Origin of the sequence: Bergeyella cardium, assembly GCF_009914665.1 — a bacterium.
In the GTDB taxonomy this organism is placed as follows: Bacteria; Bacteroidota; Bacteroidia; order Flavobacteriales; family Weeksellaceae; genus Bergeyella_A; species Bergeyella_A cardium.
In genome coordinates, this window is record NZ_CP029149.1 from 1,459,341 (window position 1) to 1,480,444 (window position 21,104).

Here is a 21,104-nt window from a genome sequence, read left to right on the forward strand (position 1 = left end):
GCCCTTTTGGCAATAGAGGCTTAGTTTTATTCGCTTCTGTTTTGGCTCATTACATTCTGGGTTTTAGTATTTTTGTGCATTAGAAATATAAGTGTATGAAAATTCTACATACGGCAGACTGGCATTTGGGTAAAAAATTAGACAGATTCTCTCGCCTCGAAGAACAAACAGCCGTGATGGACGAGCTCCTCAACCTCGCCGAGCAGCAGCAGGTAGATTTAGTGCTTGTCGCAGGCGATTTATTTGATAGTTTCTACCCCAGCACTGCAGCGATAGACCTTTTCTATAAGTCGCTAAAGCGCCTTGCAAAAGAGGGGAGCCGTGCCGTCGTTGCGATTGCCGGCAACCACGATTCTCCCTCCCTCATCGATGCTCCGAACCCTCTCGCGAGGGAGTGTGGCATCATCCTCATCGGTCAGCCCAACGCCGAGGTTCCACCATTCGAGCTCAGAGACTTCAGGATTACAAAATCTGAATCTGGGTTTATCGAAATTCAGTTCAAGAAATATGACTATCCCGTGCGGATACTTCACACGCCTTATGCGAATGAAATTCGGCTAAAACAAAACCTCGAAGAAGAAAAAGAAAATAAGCTCAACCAAATTTTAGCAGACAATTGGCGCTCTCTGGCAGATAAATTCTGCGATGATAAAGGCGTAAATCTCCTCATTACTCACCTTTATATGAATCCGAAAGAGGGTGAGATTCTCGAAGAGCCCGACGGCGAAAAGCCGATAAAGATAGGGAATGCAGATATGATTTTCTCCGATGCCATACCCCCTCAGGTGCAGTATACGGCACTGGGGCATTTGCACGGATATAAGAATATCGGCACAGAAACGCACCCGATTGTCTATTCATCCTCGCCCATAGCATACAGTTTTAGCGAGGCGGGGCAAGCCAAATACGCCGTCATCATCACTGCAGAGCCCGCGAAGCCCGTTACCTTTGAAAAGCACCCCCTCAGCAGCGGAAAGCCACTGCATAGAAAGTCTTTCAAAGGCGTAGATGCCGCTTTAGAATGGCTTAGAGAGCACCCTCACACTCTTGTAGAGCTCACTCTGGAAACCGAAGACTTTTTAAAAGCTGAAGAACGGAAAATGCTTTACCAAACCCATCAAGGCATTGTTTATTTAATCCCAAAGCTCTCGCAAAAGCAGGCAGAGAGCCCAAAAGAGGAGAGAGAAATTAATCTTAACCAAAGCATAAACTCGATTTTTGAGGATTATTTCAGATATAAAATGGAGGGGCAAAACCCTAATCAAGAACTGAAAGATTTGTTTAATGAAATCCTAACAGCAGAATAAATGTTACCACTAAAATTAATCATAGAAGGGCTGTATTCGTATCAGCAGCGGCAGACGATAGATTTTTCCCAGCTTACATCGGCGGGGGTGTTCGGTATTTTTGGGGCTGTCGGCTCTGGGAAGTCCTCCATATTAGAGGCGATTACCTTTGCGCTTTATGGCGAAACCGAAAGGCTTAATCAGCGGGATAAGCGCACCTATAATATGATGAACTTAAAGTCTAATCTTTCCTATATCTGCTTTGAATTTCAAAACTTCGAGGAAAAAAAGTTCCGCATTATAAGAGAATCTAAACGAAGTTCCAAGAGGTTCGAAGAGGTGAGTAAGACTACAGCTACTTTCTACGAATGGAAAAATAATGACTGGCTCCCGTTAGACCATACCAATGCAGAGAAAATTATCGGGCTCAGCTATACCAACTTTAAGCGGACGATTATCATTCCCCAAGGGCAGTTTAAGGAGTTCATCGAGCTCGGAGCAAAGGATAGAACTACAATGATGAAGGAGATTTTCAGCCTTGAAAAATTTGATTTGGCTGAAAAAGCAAAGCTCCTCAACGAAAGGAATAATACCATTCTCCATCATCTCGAAGGGCAGTTAAAAAGTTTTGAGCAGGTAACCGAAGAGCAGATTAATGAAAATAAAACCCATCTCGCCACAGAGAAAAAAGCCTTTAAGGAAATCAGTCTCGCCTTTGAGAAAATCACAGAGGAATATCAGCTGCTAAAGCTGTTAAAAACCGATTGGGAAGCGCTTACAGATAAAAAGAAAAAATTCAATACCTTCGCCCAAAGAGAAGCAGAATTTACCCAAAAAGCCCAGCAAGCCGATCAGTTCGAGGCGGTGTATAAAGCATTCTATACTCTTCTTTCAGATGAGAGAAGATTAAAAACAGAATTACAGTCAGCACAGGAAAAGAGGGACCATCAGAAAATAGAACTCAGCCAAACTCAAGTGAATGAGCAGAAACTAAAAAATGAGCTGAGCAGCCTCCTTCCCCTGTATGAAAATCTCAGCAAAACAAAAGAAGAGGAGCAGGATTTAGTCAATATTCTCCAAATATTACACCTTTCCCATAGCTTTGATATCCTTAACCAAAGAATACAAAAAGGGAATAAAGAAATAGAAAAAACAGAGCAGATTTTAGAAGAAAAAAAGAGAGAAATAGAGGCATTAGATAAGAAAATATCAGAACAAAAAGCGCTTAAAATAGATCACCAGCTTATCAGCAACCTGAGCCAGTGGTTTGATAAAAAAATCAACCTTACCGAGAGAAAACAAAAGCAGGAAGACAGGATAAAAGAAATACAAAATCAGCTCAACCGTATTGATGAAGAGATGAAGAATATTCCTCTATTTTCAGAGGGAGATGGTGGAGATTTTAAGGCAAAACTTTCCATAGAAATCGAGCGATTGGAGAAACAAAAAGCTGAGCTTTCTAAAAAGAGAGGTCAGCTGGAAGTGCAGAGAGAGCTCTCACGATTCACAACGGCTTTGCATTTAGGTGAGTCTTGCCCGCTTTGTGGTTCTAAGGAGCACCCCAATATCACCCATTTTGAAGATGTAAGCGAGGCTCTTTCAGGTGTAGAAAAAGAATGGGAAAGCATAGAACGACAGCTGAAAACCTTACTCTCTCAGGAGAAAGATTGGGAAAACAGTTTGGGCAAGCGACAGTCTTTGGAAGAGCAATTCCAAAAGGAAGATACCGAGCTAAAAGAGATAGATTTGCAAATCTCGGCTCATCATCGTCTTTTTATTTGGGAGGGTTTCAGTGCAGATGATTTTGAGGGCTTTCAGCAGAAAAAGCAGCAGAACTTTGAGGTAGAAAAGCAAATAGAAAAATTAGAGTCTCAAAAATTAGAAATTCAAAAATCCCAAGAGCAGGAAACTGAAAATCTAGGGAAGTACAGGAAAGGCTTAGAAAAAATCACCTCCGAAGCATCGGAAAAGAAAGGAGAGATTTTATCATTAGAAAAATCATTAAAGCAACTGAGTTTTGATTCGTTTGAAAATGAAAATCCCAGCGATGTAGAGCAAAAACTCAAACAAATCGCCCAGCAGAACAAGGGCGTAGAGGAAAAATATCAAATTCTTACCGAGCAGCTTAGTACTTTGTCCATCCAACTTGCCGAGCAAAGCACCCGCCTCAATGATTTAGAAAATCGCTTGTCAGAATTAAATAAATCACTCACTACCCATACTGATTTGTTTAGAAAAACGATGCAGGAGCACAAGATGCAGTCTCAGCAAGAGGTAGAAAAAATCCTCGCGCAGAATATCAATGTAGTGGAAATTAGGAAAGAGGTAGAAAGTTTTAGGGTAGATTTTAAAATATTAAAAAACGCTATTGAGGAATTGGAATTGAAGTTCAAAGGAGTTGCTTTTAACGAGGAGCAGTTTGTCTCTGCCGAAGAGCAGTTTTTAGAAAAGCAAAAGGAAAAGGATACCAAGCAGTCAATTTTAACCAAAATAGAAGCGGAAATAGAAAGGCTGGAAAAACTCTTCGCTGAAAAAAAGAACCTCATAGCCGAGCACGATAAAATCCAGAAAAGGGCAGAAAACCTCAGTATAATGCTCAAACTCTTTAAGGGGGCAGGTTTCGTAGAATATGTTTCGTCCATTTTCCTAAGGCAGCTTTGCCACCACGCCAATACCCGCTTCCATAGAATGACGCGAGGGCAGCTAAGCATTCAGCTCAATGAGAATAATGATTTTGAAATTATAGATTACCTCAATGAAGGCAGGAGCCGAAGTGTGAAAACCCTTTCAGGAGGGCAGGCTTTCCAGTGTTCTCTCAGTTTGGCGCTTGCCCTCGCAGAGTCGGTACAAACCGAAGCAAAGGCAGAGAAAAACTTCTTCTTTATAGACGAAGGTTTCGGTACTCAAGACTCGGAATCCATCAATATCATTTTTGAAACCCTAATGAATCTCCAAAAAGAAAACAGGATTGTAGGCATTATCTCCCATATCGAGGAGCTGAAAGAGAGAATCCCCCTCAGCCTCTCCATTACCAAAGATGAGGAGAGGGGCAGCCTTATCAAAATCATCTAAGCAGAGAAAAGCAGCTTTGCATTTCGGACTTAAGCCTAAATAAGATACTTTTGCAAAACCTATTGGCTAAATATAAGTTTCAAATATGTACGAACAGTTTAATTTCATCATTGAATTTTTAGGGATGATTTCCTTCGTTATGTCGGGTAGTTTTGCCGCTATGCAAAGGCGATTAGACCCTTTTGGGGTGCTCATCATTGCGTTTGTTACGGCGGTGGGAGGCGGTACCGTAAGGGATTTACTTATCGATGTACCTCCGTTTTGGTTGAATGACCTCTGGTACCTCTATATGATTCTTGCGGTTACCCTTCTTTCAATGATTTTTAAATCTGTGGAGACCGATTTTAAGGTTACTCTCTTCGTATTTGATAGCTTCGGGCTGGGGCTCTACACCATCGTAGGGATACAAAAAGGGCTTAATGCACACTTAGATCCTATAATCTGTATCACTTTGGGGACGATTACGGGCTGCTTCGGAGGTATCCTTCGGGATATTTTGCTCAACCGAATCCCCCTCGTTTTCCGTAAAGAAATCTATGCTACGGCGTGTATCGTTGGTGGTTCTATGTTTCTTTTCCTGAAAGAATACACCTCCTTTCCCTATGTGCCTATCCATCTTTTCACCATCTTCCTCATCGTGGCGATAAGGATTCTCGCTGTGAAATACGAATGGGAAATCCCGAAATTCTACCTCCCAAAAAATGAAAGATAATAGATAATAAAGAACTAAATATGCCTCTAAAAGCTGTTTTATTTGATATGGATGGCGTGATCGTAGATACCGAGCCTCTCCACAAAAAAGCCTATTTTAAGACCTTTGAAGATTTAAATATCGAGGTCTCCGATGCGCTTTATTCCTCCTTTACAGGAAATTCTACCAAGAAAGTTTGCGAGCTTTTAATCCAAAAATTTAGCCTCTCCCAATCCGTTGAAGAGATTTCGGAAATCAAGAGAAAGTACTTTAAATACCTCTTTGACCACGATTCCGAATTTCAGCTTCTGCCAGGTGTCTATTCCCTTTTTGAAAATTACAGGGCGCACGGTATCACGATGGTTTTGGCGTCTTCCGCCACGATGAATACCATCAACTGGGTGTTCGAGCGCTTTAATATCGGGCATTTCTTCAAAGCAAAAGTCAGCGGTGCCGAGCTCAAAGAATCCAAACCCCATCCTGAGGTTTTTAACCTCGCTGCCGAGCTTTCTGGCGCTTCCAAAAGCGAATGTATGGTGATTGAAGACTCCACCAACGGCATCCTCGCTGCCCATAGGGCGAATATTTTCTGCGCCGCCTATCGTAGTGAGAACTCCAAAAATCAGAATTATGACTTGGCAAATATCGTGGTCTCTACCTTCGATGACCTCAAAGCAGAGCGCATCCAAGCGTATTTTTAGCCTTAATTCATCAGGCTTTTTATTCATCAAAATCGTATTAAAATTCTTTACTAAAACTTATGAAATACCTCATTCTTGGCATCGGAAATAAAGGCGAGAAGTACGAAAACACAAGGCATAATATCGGTTTTAAAATCGTGGAAAAGATCGCCGAGAAAATAGAAGCGAAATTTAATAGCACCAGCTATGGCTGGCTCGCCGAAGGCAAATACAAAGGCAGGAAAGTCCTCCTCCTCAAACCCGATACCTATGTAAATCTCTCGGGGAATGCCCTCAAATACTGGATGCAAAAAGAAAACATCCCCCTTGAAAACCTCCTCGTTATCACCGATGACCTTGCCCTGCCCTTCGGCACCCTAAGGCTTAAGGGCAAAGGCTCGGATGCGGGGCATAATGGGCTAAAAAACATCCAAGACCTCCTCAGAACTCAAGCCTACGCAAGGCTCAGGTTTGGGATTTCCTCAGATTTCGAGCGAGGCAGGCAGGTGGATTATGTCATCGGAGAGTGGGGCCCCGAGGAAAGCGCCCTCCTCCCCGAGAGAATAGAGGTTTTTGCTAATGCTGCCCTCTCCTTCGTCTTTGCAGGGCTCATCAATACGATGAATGCGTTTAACAACAAATAACCGATACACTCCCCTTGAGCCCTTACTCTTATGGGTTTAAATTATTAAATTCTCAATAAAACCATTGGATTATTGCTAATAAATCATTGGAAAACGCCAAACCCGTTGTCTTGACGCTGTCCGAAAATTGGACAGCCCCAAGAAAACGGGTTTGGGATAATTTTTTATTTTGGAGGGGGGAGATTTAGGAGAAAGAGGAAAAAGAGACTTGGATTTCTATTACGCAAAAATATCTGCCCAAATAATTTTTAAATCAGGGAAAATGTAGGGAGAAATCTCTTGTTCTATTCCTACGAAGGTGTTTTTTAGGGTGTATTTTCCGTCTTCAAGGACATATTGAGCAATTTCCTCATAGGCGGGCTTTACAATCCAATATTCTCGCACGCCACTCTCTTCGTAGAGGTCGTATTTAATTCTCATTTCCTTCGTAGAATTGCCTGGCGAGAGGATTTCTATAATAAAATCTGGTGCGCCAACGCAGCCTCTATCGTCCAATTTTTCTGGGTCGCAGACCACACATAAATCAGGCTGAACCACGGTGGTTACTTGATTATCTCCCTTGTCCTTTGTGGTAAGACGAACATCAAAGGGGGGGGATAAAATTCACAGGTCTTTTTCCAAAAATAATTTCCTAAAAAATAGACTAAGTTTCTATATACTGATTGTGTTCTTCTTGGAGGAGTTTCCTCCATTCTGAAAACTTTCCCTTTAATAAGCTCCACTCGATCTTCAAACTTCCACAATAAATAATCGGCATAGGTATAAGAGCCGTTGAGGTCCAGGTCTTCAAATTTTAATACTTCAGCCATTTTTTAGGGTTTTTAAGGGTTCAACTTAGGGTTTTGCTTCGGAATATCTCCAGATGCAATGCAAATATATTCATTATTTTAGATACGAAATGCTTTCTGAACGCTCCTGTTTAGAGACCGCTTGATTAAAAAAATTGAGCTAAATAAGGGCTATATTTTATGATTAATATAGCCTTCGGTAGCGTTTTCTTTTGGGGAGATACTTGCAGGGTTTCCCATTACTATGGCATTGCTCGGCACATCGAAGTTGATAAAAGAATTGGGCGCGATGAGGACATTATCGCCAATCGTGATATTGCCTACGATAACGGCATTGGTGCCTATCCAGACTTCGTTTCCTATGGTGGGGAATCCTTCGTTTTTTCCTCGATTTTGCTGACCTATGGTTACGCCTTGGGCTATGTTGCAGTTCTTCCCAATTTTTACTTTTGGGTTGATGACCAGCGCCCCCCAATGCCCGAGATAAAGCCCCGCACCAATCTCCGTCTCAGGGTAAATTTGGAAGCCGTATTTTATTTGATATTTTCTCAGTAGATATCTCCACATTAGCCCGAGAAAGGGCTTTCGGGAGTGTTTTTGGCACATTCTAAGGACAAAAATAAAGTGTAGATTGGGGTTGATACACTTTTTTAGCATCTGAAATAAGGAAAGCCACTTGCCGCTTTCTCTGTAAAAATCTTTTTGTAGGGTGGAGTGGTTCATCGCGAGCAAAGGTAAGTATTATTTATGAGCCAAAGGTGGGCAGTGATGAAATCAAAAAAAATACTTGTGAGACTTAAATATTATATCTTAATTTGTAACGGATAAAAATAAATGCTTATGAATTTAACTAAACTATCATTATGTGTGCTGGCTACCACTTTGGGTAGCTTAGCTTTTGCTCAAAGTAGCAAATTGAAAGGGAGGGTTTTAGATGAAAATGGAAACCCATTGTCAAATGTAAAACTCTATATGAAAGACGATCCGCAGACGCAGGTAATCACCGATGAAAAGGGGAATTATTTCCTTAATCTGCCTGCGAATGCAACACCCGTAATTGTGATTAGCAAAGACGGCTACGAGAGCCTCTCCACCGAAGTTGCACTTCAAAATAATGAGAACCGCGTAACCTATGCAGATGTAGTGCTCCACCGAAATGCTACACTTATAGAGGGAGTAGTAATTACCGATAATCCGAGCTTAATTTCTAATTCGGTATCGCTTTCCAGAAAAAAACTCGATAAAATCGCTGGGGGAACGAATCTTGCGGATTTAAAAGCTCTCAGTTCTCAGCGCTCGCAAACACTGAAAGATGCTTTACACAAGCAGCCAGGGGTGGTGATTCAGGAATTTTTCGGGGGGAATGACCAGCCTCGTCTCAATGTTCGTGGCTCGGGTATCCAGTCCAACCCACAATCTCGAGGGATAGCTCTCCTACAAGATGGTATCCCGATTAATTTCTCAGATGGTGCTTATATTATAGGTGTGCTGGAGCCTCAGGCATCTAACCTTGTGGAAATCTACCGAGGAGCAAATGCTTTGGAGTATGGAGGCTCTACACTGGGCGGTGCTATGAATTTCGTAACCAAGAATGGATATAATGCCTCACCACTGAGCCTAAAAGTAGAAGGTGGTAGCTTTGATTATTATAATGTAGCAGCTTCATCAGGATTTGTAAAAGGAAAGAATGATGTTTTCGCATCGGTTTCTTATAATCATAGCAATGGATTTAGGGAGCACAATGCTTCCAGAAGATTTAATGCTTTGCTCAATATGGGGCGAAGATTCTCGGAGAATTTTGAATCGAGATTGTATGCATCGTTTACGGATTTATACTTTGATATTCCTGGTCCGCTCACGAGGTATCAGATGGAAACCGATAGGAAGCAGATTGGGGGAGCACCTGTGGTAAAACCTCCACACTATGCTGCTGGTCCTAATGTGAAAAGAGACCACCCCAATAGAAGTGCGAAAATTGCCCGCATTGGAAGTAAATCTGTCTATAAAATAGATAAGAATAATACCCTCTCTGGTATGCTGTACTTCCAGTTTGCAGAAGATCAGTTTACCTATCCTCTTCCTTACAATATGAGGAGAGACCTCAATAATGACTATGGCATCAAGGTGAATTATGATAATAAATCTGAGAAAAATGATTTTTCACTGGGTGCGCAGTTTGGCTATGGGGTGATGAGGCAGTCTTTCTTCCTTCATAAAGGAGGGGAGAGGGCAGGACTCTTTGCGCGGGAGAATTTAAAATCTTACCACAATGTAATCTACCTTAGTGATACTTATAAATTTACCGATAAGTTTCTCGCTAATGTGGCAGTGCAAGCAAGCTGGGACAGTAGAAAGATAGAAGATCTCTACACTGCTAAAACGAGACCTTTTATCGTTCTTCAGCCCAATGGTACACAAGTAAATGTCCCTGTACCTAACCCTACCAAGAATATTGGAGGAAGTTTTGACTATTTTGGCTTTAATCCAAAAGTGGGGGCTATCTATAAACCGAAAGAGAATGTACAGCTTTATTCCAATTTCAGCCTTAGCTATGAGCCGCCTACATTCTTGGAGATTGTGAATATTTCTGGAGGTTTTAATCCTCTACAAAAGAAATTTGGACCTTCAAATATGAATTCGAGTGGTACTTCTATAGAGGTAAGAGATTTGAAAGCTCAGAAGGCATCAACTTTTGAATTAGGTACTAAGGGGGATTTTGGTAAGGCTTTCGTATGGAATGTGAGCTTCTATAATTCTTGGGTGAAAGATGAAATCTTTACGCTTTCTACCGATATCGGAATAGGAGGAGAGACGATAAATGCTCCGTATAATACCATCCATAGAGGTATAGAGGCAGGCTTGCAATCTACCTTTGTACAGAATGTTTTCTCATCTAAGGGAGATAGCTTTACGGCTTATGTCAATTATAATTGGAGTGATTTCTACTTTGCAGGAGGAGGAGACTTGTATAAAAACAAGCAAGTAGCGGGTATTCCAGAGCATTATAGCTTTGTAGCTCTGGATTATAAGCATCCGATAGGAGTTTTTGCAGAAGTAAATGCAGAATCTATTTGGACTAAAACTCCAACCGATCATAGAAATACGGTTTATCAAGACCCTTATACATTAATTGGAGCGAAATTAGGCTATAAATGGAATAAATGGACGGTCTTTGTTCAAGGGAATAACCTTGCAGATAAGGTGTATGCATCCAGCTATCTGATAAGAGATATTGTTCCTACGCCACCGCTTCCTGTTCCTCCAGGAGCACCTAAACCTACAAATGAGAATATCGCATCATTTATACCAGGTGTAGGGCGCAATTTTGTAGCGGGGATGAACTTTACATTCTAATATGCTTTATTAAAAAGGGCGTGGATTATAAATCTACTCCCTTTTTGTTTTAAGATAGTGGTTTTCCTTATGATTATGAATAACTTTGTTAGACTTAAAAATTTTTAAAAATGTCAGTATTACAATCAACACAAAATCTTGGACAAATTCCAGAAACAATGCTCATCACCCTTTGGGCAAAAGCCGAAGAAATCAAACGCCCCAATCCATTGCTAAAAGATGAAAAAGCAGTGGAGATTTTGGAGCAGGTAGATTACGATTTTACGAAGTTTAAAAAGTCGGTAATGTCTCAGGTAGGCGTATGTATAAGGGCTAGTTTAATAGATAAAGAAGCGAATGAATTTATCAAAAAGAACCCTGATGCAGTGGTTATACAGCTTGGAGCAGGGCTTGATGCCCGTTATGAACGCTTGGGAGCGCCTGAGGTTACCCATTGGTATGAGCTGGATGTCCCAGAATCAATAGAACTTCGCAAGCGATTTTTTAATGAAAGTGCTCATCATACTTTCTTGGCTATGTCTTTATTTGATTATCGATGGATAGATATCGTAAAAGCGCATCAAAAGCCTGTACTTATTATATTAGAAGGCGTACTGATGTATTTTCCAAAAAATGAAGTGGAAGCATTTTTCCAAAAGGTTTGCCAGGAATTTGAAGAAGCTACTGTATTGCTTGATATACTTGCTTATGTATTCGTGAAGCAGGCTAAGCACCACGATACTGTAAGCAAAGTAGGAGATGGCAATGTACCAGAATTTAAATGGAGCGAGCTATTTACTCGGGAAATGGAGAAGTGGAACCCAAAAATTCATTTAGAGAAAGAGTATTATATGAGTGATTATGACCAGAAGCGCTTTCCGTTTATTTTCCGAATGCTTTATAAGATACCTTTGTTTTATAGAAAATTTAATCAAAGGATTATTAGATTGAGAATTTCATAAGTGCTGAGGTATATAAAAGAATTAAGAGCTCTCAAAATGAGAGCTCTTAAAACACCAAATCACAAAATATTAATATGAAAAAATTTACTTTCAGCAAACTTGTGACCTGGCTGGGATTCGAACCCAGGACCCATACATTAAAAGTGTATTGCTCTACCAGCTGAGCTACCAGGTCGGTCTTAAATAGTGCCTGCGACTGGACTCGAACCAGCACATCCGAAAGGATACCACCCCCTCAAGATGGCGTGTCTACCAATTTCACCACACAGGCTAATATGTCAAATGAACAAAATTCCTTTCTTGTGACCTGGCTGGGATTCGAACCCAGGACCCATACATTAAAAGTGTATTGCTCTACCAGCTGAGCTACCAGGTCTGCCACTTTAATAAAGATATTTACTTATCTCCGTTAAAAGTGGTGCAAATATACAGTTTTTTTTAAAACCTCAAAATTTTTTTCCACTTTTGTCAAAAATAAAATTATGATAATTTCTCTCGTGGGATATATGGGAAGTGGCAAATCGCATATATCCAAAATATTAAGTAAAAAACTCAATTTTAAACTTATTGACCTCGATAAAGAAATTGTATCTCGATATAAGATGCCGATAACGGAAATATTTGAAAAAAAAGGTGAGCTTTTCTTCCGAAAAGCAGAGCGAGAAGTTCTGGAAGATGTACTTAAAACCGAGAGCGACCTTATACTGAGCCTTGGGGGAGGCACTCCTGTTTATTATAATAATATGGAGATGATTAATTCTCAGTCAGAATCCGTGTTTCTAAGGGCAAGTGTGGGAAGCCTTTTTAGGAGACTGCTGCGTAATAAATCCAAACGGGTATTAATCGCTAGAATAAAAGACGAAGACCTTTCAGAGTTTATTGCAAAGCATCTTTTTGAGAGAACGCCTTATTACAATCAAGCGAAATATACAGTAGATACCGATAATAAAAGCGTAGATGAGGTTTCAGAGGAGATTATTCATCTTCTTCGGTAGTATCATCGTCTAAGGAATTAAAGAAATCATCCCAATCGGTATTTAAGATAGAAACAGACTCTGTATTTTCAAGAAACTCACCGATATCTCTTCTATCCTTTTTTGTAGGTCTTCCTTCTCCTTTTGCTCGGTAGTAGTTTTGTTGCATCCGTTTCATTTTAAGGATTTCGTATTGCTCTTTATCGGTTTGGTCAGAGATATAATCGGGTACCAGCTTTGCTCCTAATCGGCTTTTGGGAAGTTGGAGAACTTTAATTTTTAGTTCAATCTGATTTTTCTTAATGCTGATAACATCCCCTACTTTTATCTCTTTTGAGGCTTTAGCGGGCTGGCTCCCGAGGCTTACCCTGTTCTTTTTAATTTCATCTGCAGCTATACTTCTGGTTTTATAGATTCTTACGCTCCAAAGGAATTTATCTATTCTCATTTTTCTTCGTTATTAAATGCCATTAAATACTTGTCAATATACAGTTGTTTTTCTTTGGATTTATATTGCTGAATATACCTTGGATGCTCCAAAACGGTCATTTTATCAAATAAATGTGCTTCTTTGTTTAGCTTTTTTATGAAGTCTGCATTCTTTTTCCCGAGTATGAAAACTTCGTCAGTATCCAATCCCAGGCTGATATGTTTCTTTAAAGATTCAATCATAAAATCTTTTACCATAGCGAATAGCTCATTGTCATCATAATAGTTTGCATTAAGCCATTTACCGTCTTTTGTCTTACGGACGATTGCCAGCGGAAACGGAGAGTTGATATAAAAATCTCGGTAGAAATTCTTCGTGCCACCGTATTGATTAATCATATCATACACATAAACGGAGGACACCTCGTGTGTATGGGCAGATTTCATCTCTATCCCGCAATCGGATTTCAAGCGTTTGGTATCGGTAAAAGGCACTCCTGTAACTCCTGCACCGTGTCTGCTGGGGTTTATCCCGATAATAAACCTCCGCGCATTGTGGTCATCGTAGTATTTCTTATAGAATTCCGCCATTACTTTTAGGGTTTCGGGGTTGTCTGTATAGGGGTTTAATACATCAAATCCTTTGGGGAGTTCCCCAGCATAATGGAGGTTTTCATTAAAGCGAACTACTTTTTTTGCAAATGTATTTTTATCCTTATCCATAGAGCATTATTTATCCTATTGATGCTTATCCATCAGCCTTACACCGAAGAACCCTGAGATTATCCCCAAAGTATTCATCAGCAGGTCTAATGCTTCCATAGAGCGCCCGAGGTTCATTATCCCTTGAAGGATTTCTGTAATCAAGGCATAGGAAAAGAGTATCAGGATAAATTTGATGAAAGATTGCTGAGGGAATCTTAGCCGAAAGAGGAAGCCCAGCAATGTAAAAATAAGAAAGTGGAGCACTTTATCCACACCGTGGAATACAAAAAGGCTGTGGGGGATTTGCTTAGCTGGGCGGAGGAGCATATAAGTAAGAAATGCCCAATAAATGGGCAAAGTCTTACTGAGTATGTTATTAATCTTATCCAATAACTTCAAGGTATTGTTCTGCGGAGAGGAGCTGGGAGAGGTCTGTACCTTCGGCTACTTCTAATTTAATAATCCAGCCTTTTCCATAAGGGTCGCTATTCACTAATTCCGGCTCATCTTCTAGGGCTTCATTTACCTCGATTACCTTTCCAGACACGGGTAGGAATAGGTCAGATACGGTTTTTACTGCTTCTACGCTACCGAATACTTCATTTGCGGAGAGTTCTTCATCGAGGGTATCTACATCTATATATACGATGTCGCCAAGCTCGCTCTGTGCAAAGTCGGTAATCCCTACTGTTGCTACATTCCCTTCAATTTTAATCCATTCGTGGTCTTTTGTGTACTTTAATTCTGATGGTGTATTCATTTCATTGATTTTTGCTCGTCAAATTTAAATGAAATCCTTATACCTCACAAATAAAATTCAATTATTGATAAGAAATTAATTTTCAGATTTCTTTTTAGAAGCCAAAATCCTTTTTCTTCTAACGAAATAGAAAATAATTGCCAGAATAATGAATAAAGGCCAAATGTATAGCAGCCCAATGCATACCTTTTGGAAGAAGTAGAAGCCAGAGATTACAGAATCTTGAGCATCATACCAGAAATTTACCTGATATTTACTTTCTATATGCTGAGTATTGGTTACAGGGATTTCCGCAATCCGTATTTTAGGTTCTTTTAGGTTGATTGACACTTCGCTGTACTTCAAATCATCGTTTAGTGTTATTTGGGAGATTTGCTGTTGGGCATCATCGTCCAGATTTTGTTTTGTGAGCTCTACTTTTTTCCCACTGTTTTTCATTTTGTCTATCATTTGTGCTGCCTTCTGATTGTTTTGCCTTTGTATTTCGGCTATTTTGGCATTGTTGGTTACATCTTCAGCATTGATGATTTGGGAATTGAGGAAGAGTTTGTTCTGGTTGATGGTGTGTAGAAACTCACCGAGGAGCTGGCTGGGCACGCGTACCGTCATTCGGTTATAAGTCTGATATTTCCTGATAAGCACTGCATCTTCGTTAGAGGTATTATAGGTTTTATCGGAGATAATCTCGCTCTCAATACTGCTATTGGTAATAAACCCACCGATTTTTTTCAGTTCATTTTCTATTGCTACGGTAGTTTCGTATACATCTTTTACCTCCATATCTACCATTGCGGTTTTTACGAATTTTCTATCGGGCAGGTTCTGAGTAGCAGCATAAGAAACATCTTCGGTTTCTATTTCTTCTGTATTTATACTATTCATCACTGCTTCGTCGGTGTAGCCACCCTCGTGCTTAGCACAAGACAGCACAAAAGCTAAAATACCTATAGGGGGTAAAACAAAATGTCTAAAAAGAATAGTAAATAAAAAAGCCCGAAAAAGCCTATAAATAAAGGAGTAAACCCAAAAAAAGCCCGAAAAACGAGGAAAAACAAAATGTCCAAAAACTTCCATTTACTACCATTTTACTTCTATTAAAAATAAAGATAATTACTTATTAAATAGCCCTAATTACCATTGGGGCTTTATAATTACCTATTATACCCTAAAAACACCCCCACAGCCCTAAAAACAGGGCGTTTTGTTTATAGGACTGGGCATAGAGCAAGCACCTTATGAGGGCGGAAACTACCCCTATTACTACCCGCATACCACTACCCACAAATGATAAAAAAAGCATGTTTTTTGACATTGGGGGAAGTAATGGGGGCAACTATGGGGGGTAGTTTTTAGCAAAAAAAAGTATTAAAATCTTACCCCCTATTATACCAAAATAATAATTAAACGACCATTAAACAAAAGAATATATACCCCTATTTACCTCTGTAAATGTTCTTTATTTTAATTAAGTATCTAATAATGAGTTGTTTATGTGATTTTAACCAGTGATTTTACCAAGAAAATATAAAAAATAGGACATTTTGTTCTATTCCAGCCTGATTACACCGACTACAATAGCCAAACCTTCTATTTCCTCCTCTGGAACATTGAAAGGGTCGTAACTTTCATTATCGGAAACCATTAAAAGACTGTTAGGAGCATCACTTGGTTTTATTCTTTTAATAATGATTCCTTGTTTTCTTGTAGCTATGACATGGGTTTTATTCCATTGTATAAAGTTTCTTTCTTTTATGATACGGCAGGCCACTACATCCCCACTGTTATATTTAGGATACATGGAGGAACCTTCTACCTCTATCATGAAATCTACTTGCTTATGCTTAAATTTTGGAATCACATAGTAATCTTTAACATCTCTCTCTTCAAAAGAAAACACATTATTACCATATCCTCCTATAGCGGTAGCATTGACAAGAGGAATACCCTTTACTGATTCCTCTTTGCTGGTTTCAGTACTAGTGTTCTCGCTCTTTAACATTTCCCCTTCTCCTGTAAGAAGCCATTCAGGATTTAATTCGGGATATTTGGAAACTATTTTTGCTAAAACATCAGAACTTAATGCTTTTTCTTTTGCCTTTCCCTTAAAATTTCCATAAGTAACCCCTAATTCTTCAAAAAATTTTTCTTTTGCAAAGCCTTTATAATCAGTAAAATAAAGCACTCTCTCTTTAATGTTGGTAAAAAAAGTTTCCATAAAATTTGTTTATTAGAAAAAATAGTTTCTATATTTACAACATCAAAACATCATAACAATGACAAAGGTAATGGAATTTAGCGAGATTGTTCGTATATGCGAACAAAAAAAACAAACAGGAGATATTCAGACTTTATCAACTTTTAATCCTCCATTTTCATTTAATTCTACATCAAAATATTTAGGATTCTTTTTGTATTCGTTAAAAAGTCTTTCCCTTTCTTTTTTGAGTACAAACTCTTCTGCTTCTTTTCTTTCTTTGCTGTTTAAGTTGTTTAGATAAGCTGTATCTGCGAATATTTTCCCAGAAGTTGCTGGATTGTTTTCAAATTCTATTTTAAGCTGTAGGCCTCCTTTTATTTCCGTTGGTTCTTCGTCTGTCTGTACTTAGCACTACACTTTCCAGCAAGGCAGATGCCGACCAATTAGCCAATAAAGCTAATGCAGATGCTACGGGACTGACACAGGAGCAGGTAGATGCTTGGAACACCAAGTTAAAAACGCTTTCCGATGCTCCCAAAGATAACAAACAATACGCCCGTAAAAACGGAGCGTGGGAAGAAATCACGGCATCCGGCGGAGCGGAAGCACCTACGCCAAAAATCAACATCAAAGGCTGTTCTTTGGCGGGAAACAAGCATGTAAGATTAGAGTTTGAAGTGTCTAATTATCCCAATTTTAGCAATGATTATGAAAATATCCTTGCAGAATCTTTTTTGCAGTTATCCATAGATGCCGCTGAGATTCCAATAGACCCTCCATTAGAAACTATATTAACAAGCCATGGTAGTGGAAATGACCATGCAGGGGTGTTTATAGAGGTTGAGTTGCCTCCAGGCGTAACAATAGTGCTGGAAAATCATAATCACTCTAATCGGTTCAATTTTGCCTGTTATTTAAAATTGAAGCACGGCACAAGTTACATACAGGAGAATTTCTTCTACAAGAATACTTCCAGATATAACCAGTCTGGCTATGTGGATATTACCTTTAAAGCGGGGAAAAATCCAGCAACGGATTTTAATTCTACAACGGAAACGGGGGTGCTGAATCTTTGTAAAGATATAGACGAAGCAGCGATGCAGAAACAGCTGGGGTTCTTAAATAATAACATACAAGTGCCGTTTGGAACATCTTCTGACTTTTCGCAAACCTTTCTGAATAACGGCAGAATAGTTCCCAATACAGCCATTAGCCAGGTTACAGAGTGGGATTTTGATTTAGCGGTAGAAGATGGTAATATGGCGATATCTTCAAGTTCTCCGTGGTGTATTGTTGCAGAAAAAGAACTGGAGGGAGGCCCTTTTGAGGTTGTGGGCTACGGGGTTATCACAGACAACTGGACGGGAGGCGAAACCAACAGAAACAGCAGGGCTGTGGTAAGGACAATTACTACTTCGGATATGCTGTTTGGCTCTCGTAAAGGTCTGAGGTTTAGAGTGCAGCCAACTAAATCCATGACAGGCACTCAGCGGCAGGTAAAAGTAATCGTAAACAAAGTAAGAAGGATTTCATATTCAGTAAATTAACATTAACTATTTAAATTTATAAACAATGAAACGAAAAGGATTTATCAAACAGATTTTCGGCGTTACAGCCGACGGCAGAGTGGAACAATTATCAGAATTGCACATTCCAGCAGGGACAAAAGTGGTTCAGTCATTCTTAATCAGCACTTTATTCGGAGACAATGACACATCGTTCAAGAAAGTAATTTTACCCAGTTCGGTAAAGGAAATTGAGGAAGATGCGTTTGTCAATATTAGAACGGAGCAAGTGCAGTTCAAAAATGGACTGGAAAAGATAGGCGACCGTGCATTCATAGCAGGATGTCTTAACTATGAGAATCTGGTTTTCCCAAAAACGCTGAAAAGCATAGGGCATTATGCTTTCGCAGAAAATCAGTTTCCTAAATTTTCAAGAAACTATTCTTTGAAAAAAGTAACACTTCCGCAGAACTGCGAATATTACAAAGACAGCTTTGACCCAACAACAGAGGTCGTGGGAGGAAAATTGATTGAGTAAAAAAAGGAAGAGAATGAATGAATTTATAAATGAACACATTTTGCCGCATTTCGGGACTTTCATTTCCGCAGTGCTGACGGGGTTGGCGGGTTTTATCTTTGGAAAGCGGAAGCAGACCGCTGAAGTAGAGGGTATTAACGCTGACAACGAAGGCAAAGAGATTGAGAATGCCGAAAAAGTCCTAAAATATTACAGGGCTATGGTAGATGACTTGGGTGAAAAACTCATCACAGCGATTAAAGAGCTGGATGAGGCCAAGCAGGTCATCAAAGAACTTGAGGATAAAGTAGAACTTCTTACTGATGAACTCAAGAAATATAAACAGCTCAATAGAAAAAAAGAAGAGTAAAACCCTTTGGATTTAACCTTAGGAGTGTTTAAACAGCCTTTAAACAGATTTTAAAACTACAATAGAAAAAGCAGTCATTTGGACTGCTTTTCTTATCTTTGTCATGTCAAATTTTTTGGACATTTTGTTTTGAAATTTTGGACATTTTGTTTTGCCGATTATACATGCTTTCTGAAAAAACCAAAATAGTTTCTGTAAATCAGGTTTCTAATGCTTTTGGATTAGTGGAAACGAATTGCGCCTCATCAAAAGCCTCACCGAAGCGTTTTTTAGCTTTTTCTATTTCTTTTTGGGCTTTGTCTTCCAGTTTGGCGCAGTAGTCTTCTATCAAAACATCGGCACGGAAACGCTTTTTGCTGTCTTTGTTGTCTATCAGTGGGTCGTTGAAGGCATCCACATGCCCGCTCGCTTTCCAAATGGTAGGGTGCATAAAGATAGCACTATCCAGCCCTACGATGTTTTCATTGAGCTGAATCATCGCTTTCCACCAATATTGTTTGATATTGTTTTTTAGTTCTATACCATTTTGTCCGTAGTCGTATATTGCAGAAAGTCCGTCATAAATCTCACTGGAAGGGAAAATAAATCCATATTCCTTAGCGTGAGAAATCACTTTCTTAAAAACATCTTCTTGCTTTGCCATCGTTAAAAAATTTATGCAAAAATAAGGATTTTAGTTTAATATTCTATACAAAAAAACACCCTCTGAATGGAGAGTGTTTTTTATTTTGATTGTTTTTTATTCTAATTTTTGTAGGAAATTTTGTAATTGGGTTGCATAAGTTGTATTACTATTTCCTATTCCTTCAGCAGAACCTCCTTGATTAAAGTTAAGCTCTGTGAAATTAACAGCATCTCTTTTACCTACCAATAGAGTAATTACCCAAGTACCATTTACTAGATTTCCAATATCAGTGCTTCCTGAAACAAACTCATAGGAGCTTATGTTAGGGTAATCTGCATATATTTCCCAGTTATTAGTAAGTTGGGTTTTCTTTAATAGTACTATAGCAGGGGCAGTTGTAACACCATACTTACCACCACCGAAATCTACACTAGGAATAACCCCATTACCAGCTCTCAACATTACTATTTTACCAGTGCCAGGATCTGGCATTTTGAATGTAGCACTCATGATGGCTACGGCATATTTATTATAATCAATACCTGTATCAAACTTTCTAATATAGTCTCCTTTTACCTTATCAATAGTAAGGGTAAGGATACTCATATTATTGATAGGAAGACCTTTGTATACATCTCCCACAGCATCCACCAATAGTGGTCTGTAATCTGTGTAATTGGTAGCAGTTGCTGTATTTCCACCTAAGTCAGCATCCATAGCAGAACCAACATTCTTGCTATATATAGGCGCATCTACCAATCTAAGAAGAGGTTTTCCATCATTGGCGGTAGAGTTTTTTATAGTCAAAGTTCTTGTAGGAATATCAGTATTGATTCCTACCTTCCCGCTTGTTTTGGTTGCTGCTTTAGCCTCGTTAATAGCCTGAGCATCAATAAGCAACCCACTTCCTAATGAAACGAATAATAATGTTCTTTTCAGCATATGAATTATATTTTCTATATTTAAGTTTACAAAGGTAATACTTTAATTATTTATTTACAACATTTTTTTGTCAATATTTTTTTATATATGCTTCATTAACAATATCTATTGCTTTGTTTAAATCAGAGTCCACTCATATCGTATAGATACACTTCCTTTTATAGTATTAGTGGAAAAAGAAACCTTTATTTTATTAATGTTTTAGGGATTATTTTTCATATTTTTGTGCATTATAATATTCTTCCCATGAAAAATTTAATGCTTCTCATTTTATCCTTTTTTACCCTTATTCCTTTTGGAACAAAAGCCCAAAACGCCGCACATCCGCAGGAGAAACAATATGTTCTGCTGGTTTCTTTTGATGGATTCAGGAATGACTATCCAGAGAAGTTCAACCTTCCTTTAAACAGATTTTAAAACTACAATAGAAAAAGCAGTCATTTGGACTGCTTTTCTTATCTTTGTCATGTCAAATTTTTTGGACATTTTGTTTTGAAATTTTGGACATTTTGTTTTGCCGATTATATACCTAAGCTAATAACGGATTTTAAATTCATTCTTTTCATTGTTTTTTGTTTTTAATATTTACAAGCCAAAGTTGCGAATGAATGCTTTACTCCCCTT

General features: G+C 39.0%; 22 protein-coding genes, 3 tRNA genes and 1 pseudogene. 12 read left to right on the forward strand and 14 right to left on the reverse strand.

Annotation, left to right across the window (positions count from 1 at the left end; translation table 11 throughout):
• Positions 1-95 precede the first annotated feature (95 nt).
• The 5 genes from DBX24_RS06750 to pth all read left to right on the forward strand — a co-directional run bounded on the left by DBX24_RS06750 (position 96) and on the right by pth (position 6,373).
• Positions 96-1,307, forward strand: a complete 1,212-nt coding sequence (locus DBX24_RS06750) for a metallophosphoesterase family protein (RefSeq protein ID WP_160224368.1) — start codon at positions 96-98, stop codon at positions 1,305-1,307.
• Positions 1,308-4,358, forward strand: coding sequence for an AAA family ATPase (locus DBX24_RS06755; RefSeq protein WP_160224369.1), 3,051 nt, complete (start codon positions 1,308-1,310; stop codon positions 4,356-4,358).
• A gap of 85 nt (positions 4,359-4,443) precedes the next feature.
• Positions 4,444-5,070, forward strand: a complete 627-nt coding sequence (locus DBX24_RS06760) for a trimeric intracellular cation channel family protein (RefSeq protein ID WP_120489385.1) — start codon at positions 4,444-4,446, stop codon at positions 5,068-5,070.
• Between the two features lie 20 nt (positions 5,071-5,090).
• Positions 5,091-5,750, forward strand: a complete 660-nt coding sequence (locus tag DBX24_RS06765) for an HAD family hydrolase (protein WP_160224370.1) — start codon at positions 5,091-5,093, stop codon at positions 5,748-5,750.
• Positions 5,751-5,809: 59 nt separating this feature from the next.
• Complete coding sequence (gene pth / locus DBX24_RS06770; protein ID WP_120489384.1) at positions 5,810-6,373, forward strand: aminoacyl-tRNA hydrolase; 564 nt, start codon at positions 5,810-5,812, stop codon at positions 6,371-6,373.
• A gap of 219 nt (positions 6,374-6,592) precedes the next feature.
• Here the strand turns inward: pth and DBX24_RS09510 are convergent, their stop codons facing one another.
• The 3 genes from DBX24_RS09510 to DBX24_RS06780 form a co-directional block, all read right to left on the reverse strand.
• Positions 6,593-6,910, reverse strand: coding sequence for a Uma2 family endonuclease (locus DBX24_RS09510; protein ID WP_245957200.1), 318 nt, complete (start codon positions 6,908-6,910; stop codon positions 6,593-6,595).
• 5 nt (positions 6,911-6,915) lie between these two features.
• Complete coding sequence (locus DBX24_RS09515; protein WP_309568987.1) at positions 6,916-7,182, reverse strand: hypothetical protein; 267 nt, start codon at positions 7,180-7,182, stop codon at positions 6,916-6,918.
• 150 nt (positions 7,183-7,332) lie between these two features.
• Positions 7,333-7,884: a serine acetyltransferase gene (locus DBX24_RS06780; RefSeq protein WP_160224371.1), complete on the reverse strand. Its 552-nt coding sequence runs from the start codon at positions 7,882-7,884 to the stop codon at positions 7,333-7,335.
• A 117-nt stretch (positions 7,885-8,001) separates the two neighbouring features.
• Here DBX24_RS06780 and DBX24_RS06785 point away from each other — a divergent pair, with 117 nt between their 5' ends.
• Complete coding sequence (locus DBX24_RS06785) at positions 8,002-10,515, forward strand: TonB-dependent receptor (RefSeq protein ID WP_160224372.1); 2,514 nt, start codon at positions 8,002-8,004, stop codon at positions 10,513-10,515.
• 110 nt (positions 10,516-10,625) lie between these two features.
• Complete coding sequence (locus DBX24_RS06790; protein ID WP_260392798.1) at positions 10,626-11,456, forward strand: class I SAM-dependent methyltransferase; 831 nt, start codon at positions 10,626-10,628, stop codon at positions 11,454-11,456.
• Between the two features lie 102 nt (positions 11,457-11,558).
• Here DBX24_RS06790 and DBX24_RS06795 read toward each other — a convergent pair.
• The 3 genes from DBX24_RS06795 to DBX24_RS06805 form a co-directional block, all read right to left on the reverse strand.
• Positions 11,559-11,631, reverse strand: a tRNA-Lys gene (locus DBX24_RS06795).
• 12 nt (positions 11,632-11,643) lie between these two features.
• A tRNA-Leu gene (locus DBX24_RS06800) sits at positions 11,644-11,727 on the reverse strand.
• A 32-nt stretch (positions 11,728-11,759) separates the two neighbouring features.
• Positions 11,760-11,832 (reverse strand) — tRNA-Lys (locus DBX24_RS06805).
• Between the two features lie 106 nt (positions 11,833-11,938).
• Here DBX24_RS06805 and DBX24_RS06810 point away from each other — a divergent pair.
• Positions 11,939-12,451, forward strand: coding sequence for a shikimate kinase (locus DBX24_RS06810; RefSeq protein ID WP_160224373.1), 513 nt, complete (start codon positions 11,939-11,941; stop codon positions 12,449-12,451).
• On the opposite strand, the gene DBX24_RS06815 is transcribed toward DBX24_RS06810, so the two are convergent.
• The 6 genes from DBX24_RS06815 to DBX24_RS06840 all read right to left on the reverse strand — a co-directional run bounded on the left by DBX24_RS06815 (position 12,432) and on the right by DBX24_RS06840 (position 16,539).
• The gene (locus DBX24_RS06815) at positions 12,432-12,878 is read right to left on the reverse strand and encodes an Hsp15 family ribosome-associated heat shock protein (protein ID WP_120489380.1); all 447 of its coding nucleotides are present in this window, start codon (positions 12,876-12,878) and stop codon (positions 12,432-12,434) included. The two genes, DBX24_RS06810 and DBX24_RS06815, sit on opposite strands and share 20 nt — an antisense overlap.
• Positions 12,875-13,582 (reverse strand): SMUG2 DNA glycosylase family protein, encoded by a 708-nt coding sequence (locus DBX24_RS06820; RefSeq protein ID WP_160224374.1) that lies wholly within the window; start codon positions 13,580-13,582, stop codon positions 12,875-12,877. The genes DBX24_RS06815 and DBX24_RS06820 overlap by 4 nt, the downstream gene beginning before the upstream one ends.
• Positions 13,583-13,597: 15 nt before the next feature.
• Entirely contained in the window at positions 13,598-13,954 is a 357-nt protein-coding gene (locus DBX24_RS06825; protein ID WP_260392799.1) for a VanZ family protein, read from the reverse strand.
• Positions 13,947-14,324, reverse strand: a complete 378-nt coding sequence (gene gcvH / locus DBX24_RS06830) for a glycine cleavage system protein GcvH (RefSeq protein ID WP_120489377.1) — start codon at positions 14,322-14,324, stop codon at positions 13,947-13,949. Before gcvH ends, DBX24_RS06825 begins: the two co-directional genes overlap by 8 nt.
• A gap of 75 nt (positions 14,325-14,399) precedes the next feature.
• Positions 14,400-15,206, reverse strand: coding sequence for a DUF4349 domain-containing protein (locus tag DBX24_RS06835; protein WP_221411189.1), 807 nt, complete (start codon positions 15,204-15,206; stop codon positions 14,400-14,402).
• A 664-nt stretch (positions 15,207-15,870) separates the two neighbouring features.
• Positions 15,871-16,539, reverse strand: a complete 669-nt coding sequence (locus tag DBX24_RS06840) for a S24 family peptidase (RefSeq protein WP_160224377.1) — start codon at positions 16,537-16,539, stop codon at positions 15,871-15,873.
• A 365-nt stretch (positions 16,540-16,904) separates the two neighbouring features.
• Here DBX24_RS06840 and DBX24_RS06845 point away from each other — a divergent pair, with 365 nt between their 5' ends.
• Genes DBX24_RS06845 through DBX24_RS06855 form a run of 3 tightly spaced genes read left to right on the forward strand, consistent with a single transcriptional unit; the run spans position 16,905 to position 18,913 of the window.
• Positions 16,905-18,068 carry a hypothetical protein gene (locus DBX24_RS06845; RefSeq protein WP_160224378.1) on the forward strand — a complete coding sequence of 388 codons (1,164 nt, stop codon included), beginning with the start codon at positions 16,905-16,907 and terminating at the stop codon, positions 18,066-18,068.
• 25 nt (positions 18,069-18,093) lie between these two features.
• Positions 18,094-18,564, forward strand: a complete 471-nt coding sequence (locus DBX24_RS06850; protein ID WP_160224379.1) for a leucine-rich repeat domain-containing protein — start codon at positions 18,094-18,096, stop codon at positions 18,562-18,564.
• Positions 18,565-18,577: 13 nt separating this feature from the next.
• Positions 18,578-18,913 (forward strand): cell wall anchor protein, encoded by a 336-nt coding sequence (locus tag DBX24_RS06855; protein WP_160224380.1) that lies wholly within the window; start codon positions 18,578-18,580, stop codon positions 18,911-18,913.
• Positions 18,914-19,118: 205 nt separating this feature from the next.
• Here the strand turns inward: DBX24_RS06855 and DBX24_RS06860 are convergent.
• A pseudogene (locus tag DBX24_RS06860) lies at positions 19,119-19,556 on the reverse strand (glycine--tRNA ligase); the annotation flags it as partial.
• A gap of 96 nt (positions 19,557-19,652) precedes the next feature.
• Positions 19,653-20,480 (reverse strand): hypothetical protein, encoded by an 828-nt coding sequence (locus DBX24_RS06865; RefSeq protein ID WP_160224381.1) that lies wholly within the window; start codon positions 20,478-20,480, stop codon positions 19,653-19,655.
• Between the two features lie 246 nt (positions 20,481-20,726).
• Here DBX24_RS06865 and DBX24_RS06870 point away from each other — a divergent pair, with 246 nt between their 5' ends.
• Complete coding sequence (locus tag DBX24_RS06870) at positions 20,727-20,897, forward strand: hypothetical protein (RefSeq protein ID WP_160224382.1); 171 nt, start codon at positions 20,727-20,729, stop codon at positions 20,895-20,897.
• The last annotated feature ends 207 nt before the right edge of the window (positions 20,898-21,104 follow it).

What these genes read in the sequence shown, in the direction of transcription:
- DBX24_RS06755 (WP_160224369.1), top strand. Translation starts at nt 1,308, where the DNA reads ATGTTACCACTAAAATTAATCATAGAAGGGCTGTATTCGTATCAGCAG.
- DBX24_RS06785 (WP_160224372.1), top strand. Translation starts at nt 8,002, where the DNA reads ATGAATTTAACTAAACTATCATTATGTGTGCTGGCTACCACTTTGGGT.
- pth (WP_120489384.1), top strand. Translation starts at nt 5,810, where the DNA reads ATGAAATACCTCATTCTTGGCATCGGAAATAAAGGCGAGAAGTACGAA.
- DBX24_RS06840 (WP_160224377.1), bottom strand. Translation starts at nt 16,539, where the DNA reads ATGGAAACTTTTTTTACCAACATTAAAGAGAGAGTGCTTTATTTTACT.
- DBX24_RS06790 (WP_260392798.1), top strand. Translation starts at nt 10,626, where the DNA reads ATGTCAGTATTACAATCAACACAAAATCTTGGACAAATTCCAGAAACA.
- DBX24_RS06865 (WP_160224381.1), bottom strand. Translation starts at nt 20,480, where the DNA reads ATGCTGAAAAGAACATTATTATTCGTTTCATTAGGAAGTGGGTTGCTT.
- DBX24_RS06815 (WP_120489380.1), bottom strand. Translation starts at nt 12,878, where the DNA reads ATGAGAATAGATAAATTCCTTTGGAGCGTAAGAATCTATAAAACCAGA.
- DBX24_RS06780 (WP_160224371.1), bottom strand. Translation starts at nt 7,884, where the DNA reads ATGAACCACTCCACCCTACAAAAAGATTTTTACAGAGAAAGCGGCAAG.
- DBX24_RS06850 (WP_160224379.1), top strand. Translation starts at nt 18,094, where the DNA reads ATGAAACGAAAAGGATTTATCAAACAGATTTTCGGCGTTACAGCCGAC.
- DBX24_RS06810 (WP_160224373.1), top strand. Translation starts at nt 11,939, where the DNA reads ATGATAATTTCTCTCGTGGGATATATGGGAAGTGGCAAATCGCATATA.
- DBX24_RS06760 (WP_120489385.1), top strand. Translation starts at nt 4,444, where the DNA reads ATGTACGAACAGTTTAATTTCATCATTGAATTTTTAGGGATGATTTCC.
- DBX24_RS06870 (WP_160224382.1), top strand. Translation starts at nt 20,727, where the DNA reads ATGAAAAATTTAATGCTTCTCATTTTATCCTTTTTTACCCTTATTCCT.
- DBX24_RS06820 (WP_160224374.1), bottom strand. Translation starts at nt 13,582, where the DNA reads ATGGATAAGGATAAAAATACATTTGCAAAAAAAGTAGTTCGCTTTAAT.
- DBX24_RS06855 (WP_160224380.1), top strand. Translation starts at nt 18,578, where the DNA reads ATGAATGAATTTATAAATGAACACATTTTGCCGCATTTCGGGACTTTC.
- DBX24_RS06750 (WP_160224368.1), top strand. Translation starts at nt 96, where the DNA reads ATGAAAATTCTACATACGGCAGACTGGCATTTGGGTAAAAAATTAGAC.
- DBX24_RS06835 (WP_221411189.1), bottom strand. Translation starts at nt 15,206, where the DNA reads ATGAATAGTATAAATACAGAAGAAATAGAAACCGAAGATGTTTCTTAT.
- DBX24_RS06765 (WP_160224370.1), top strand. Translation starts at nt 5,091, where the DNA reads ATGCCTCTAAAAGCTGTTTTATTTGATATGGATGGCGTGATCGTAGAT.
- gcvH (WP_120489377.1), bottom strand. Translation starts at nt 14,324, where the DNA reads ATGAATACACCATCAGAATTAAAGTACACAAAAGACCACGAATGGATT.
- DBX24_RS09515 (WP_309568987.1), bottom strand. Translation starts at nt 7,182, where the DNA reads ATGGCTGAAGTATTAAAATTTGAAGACCTGGACCTCAACGGCTCTTAT.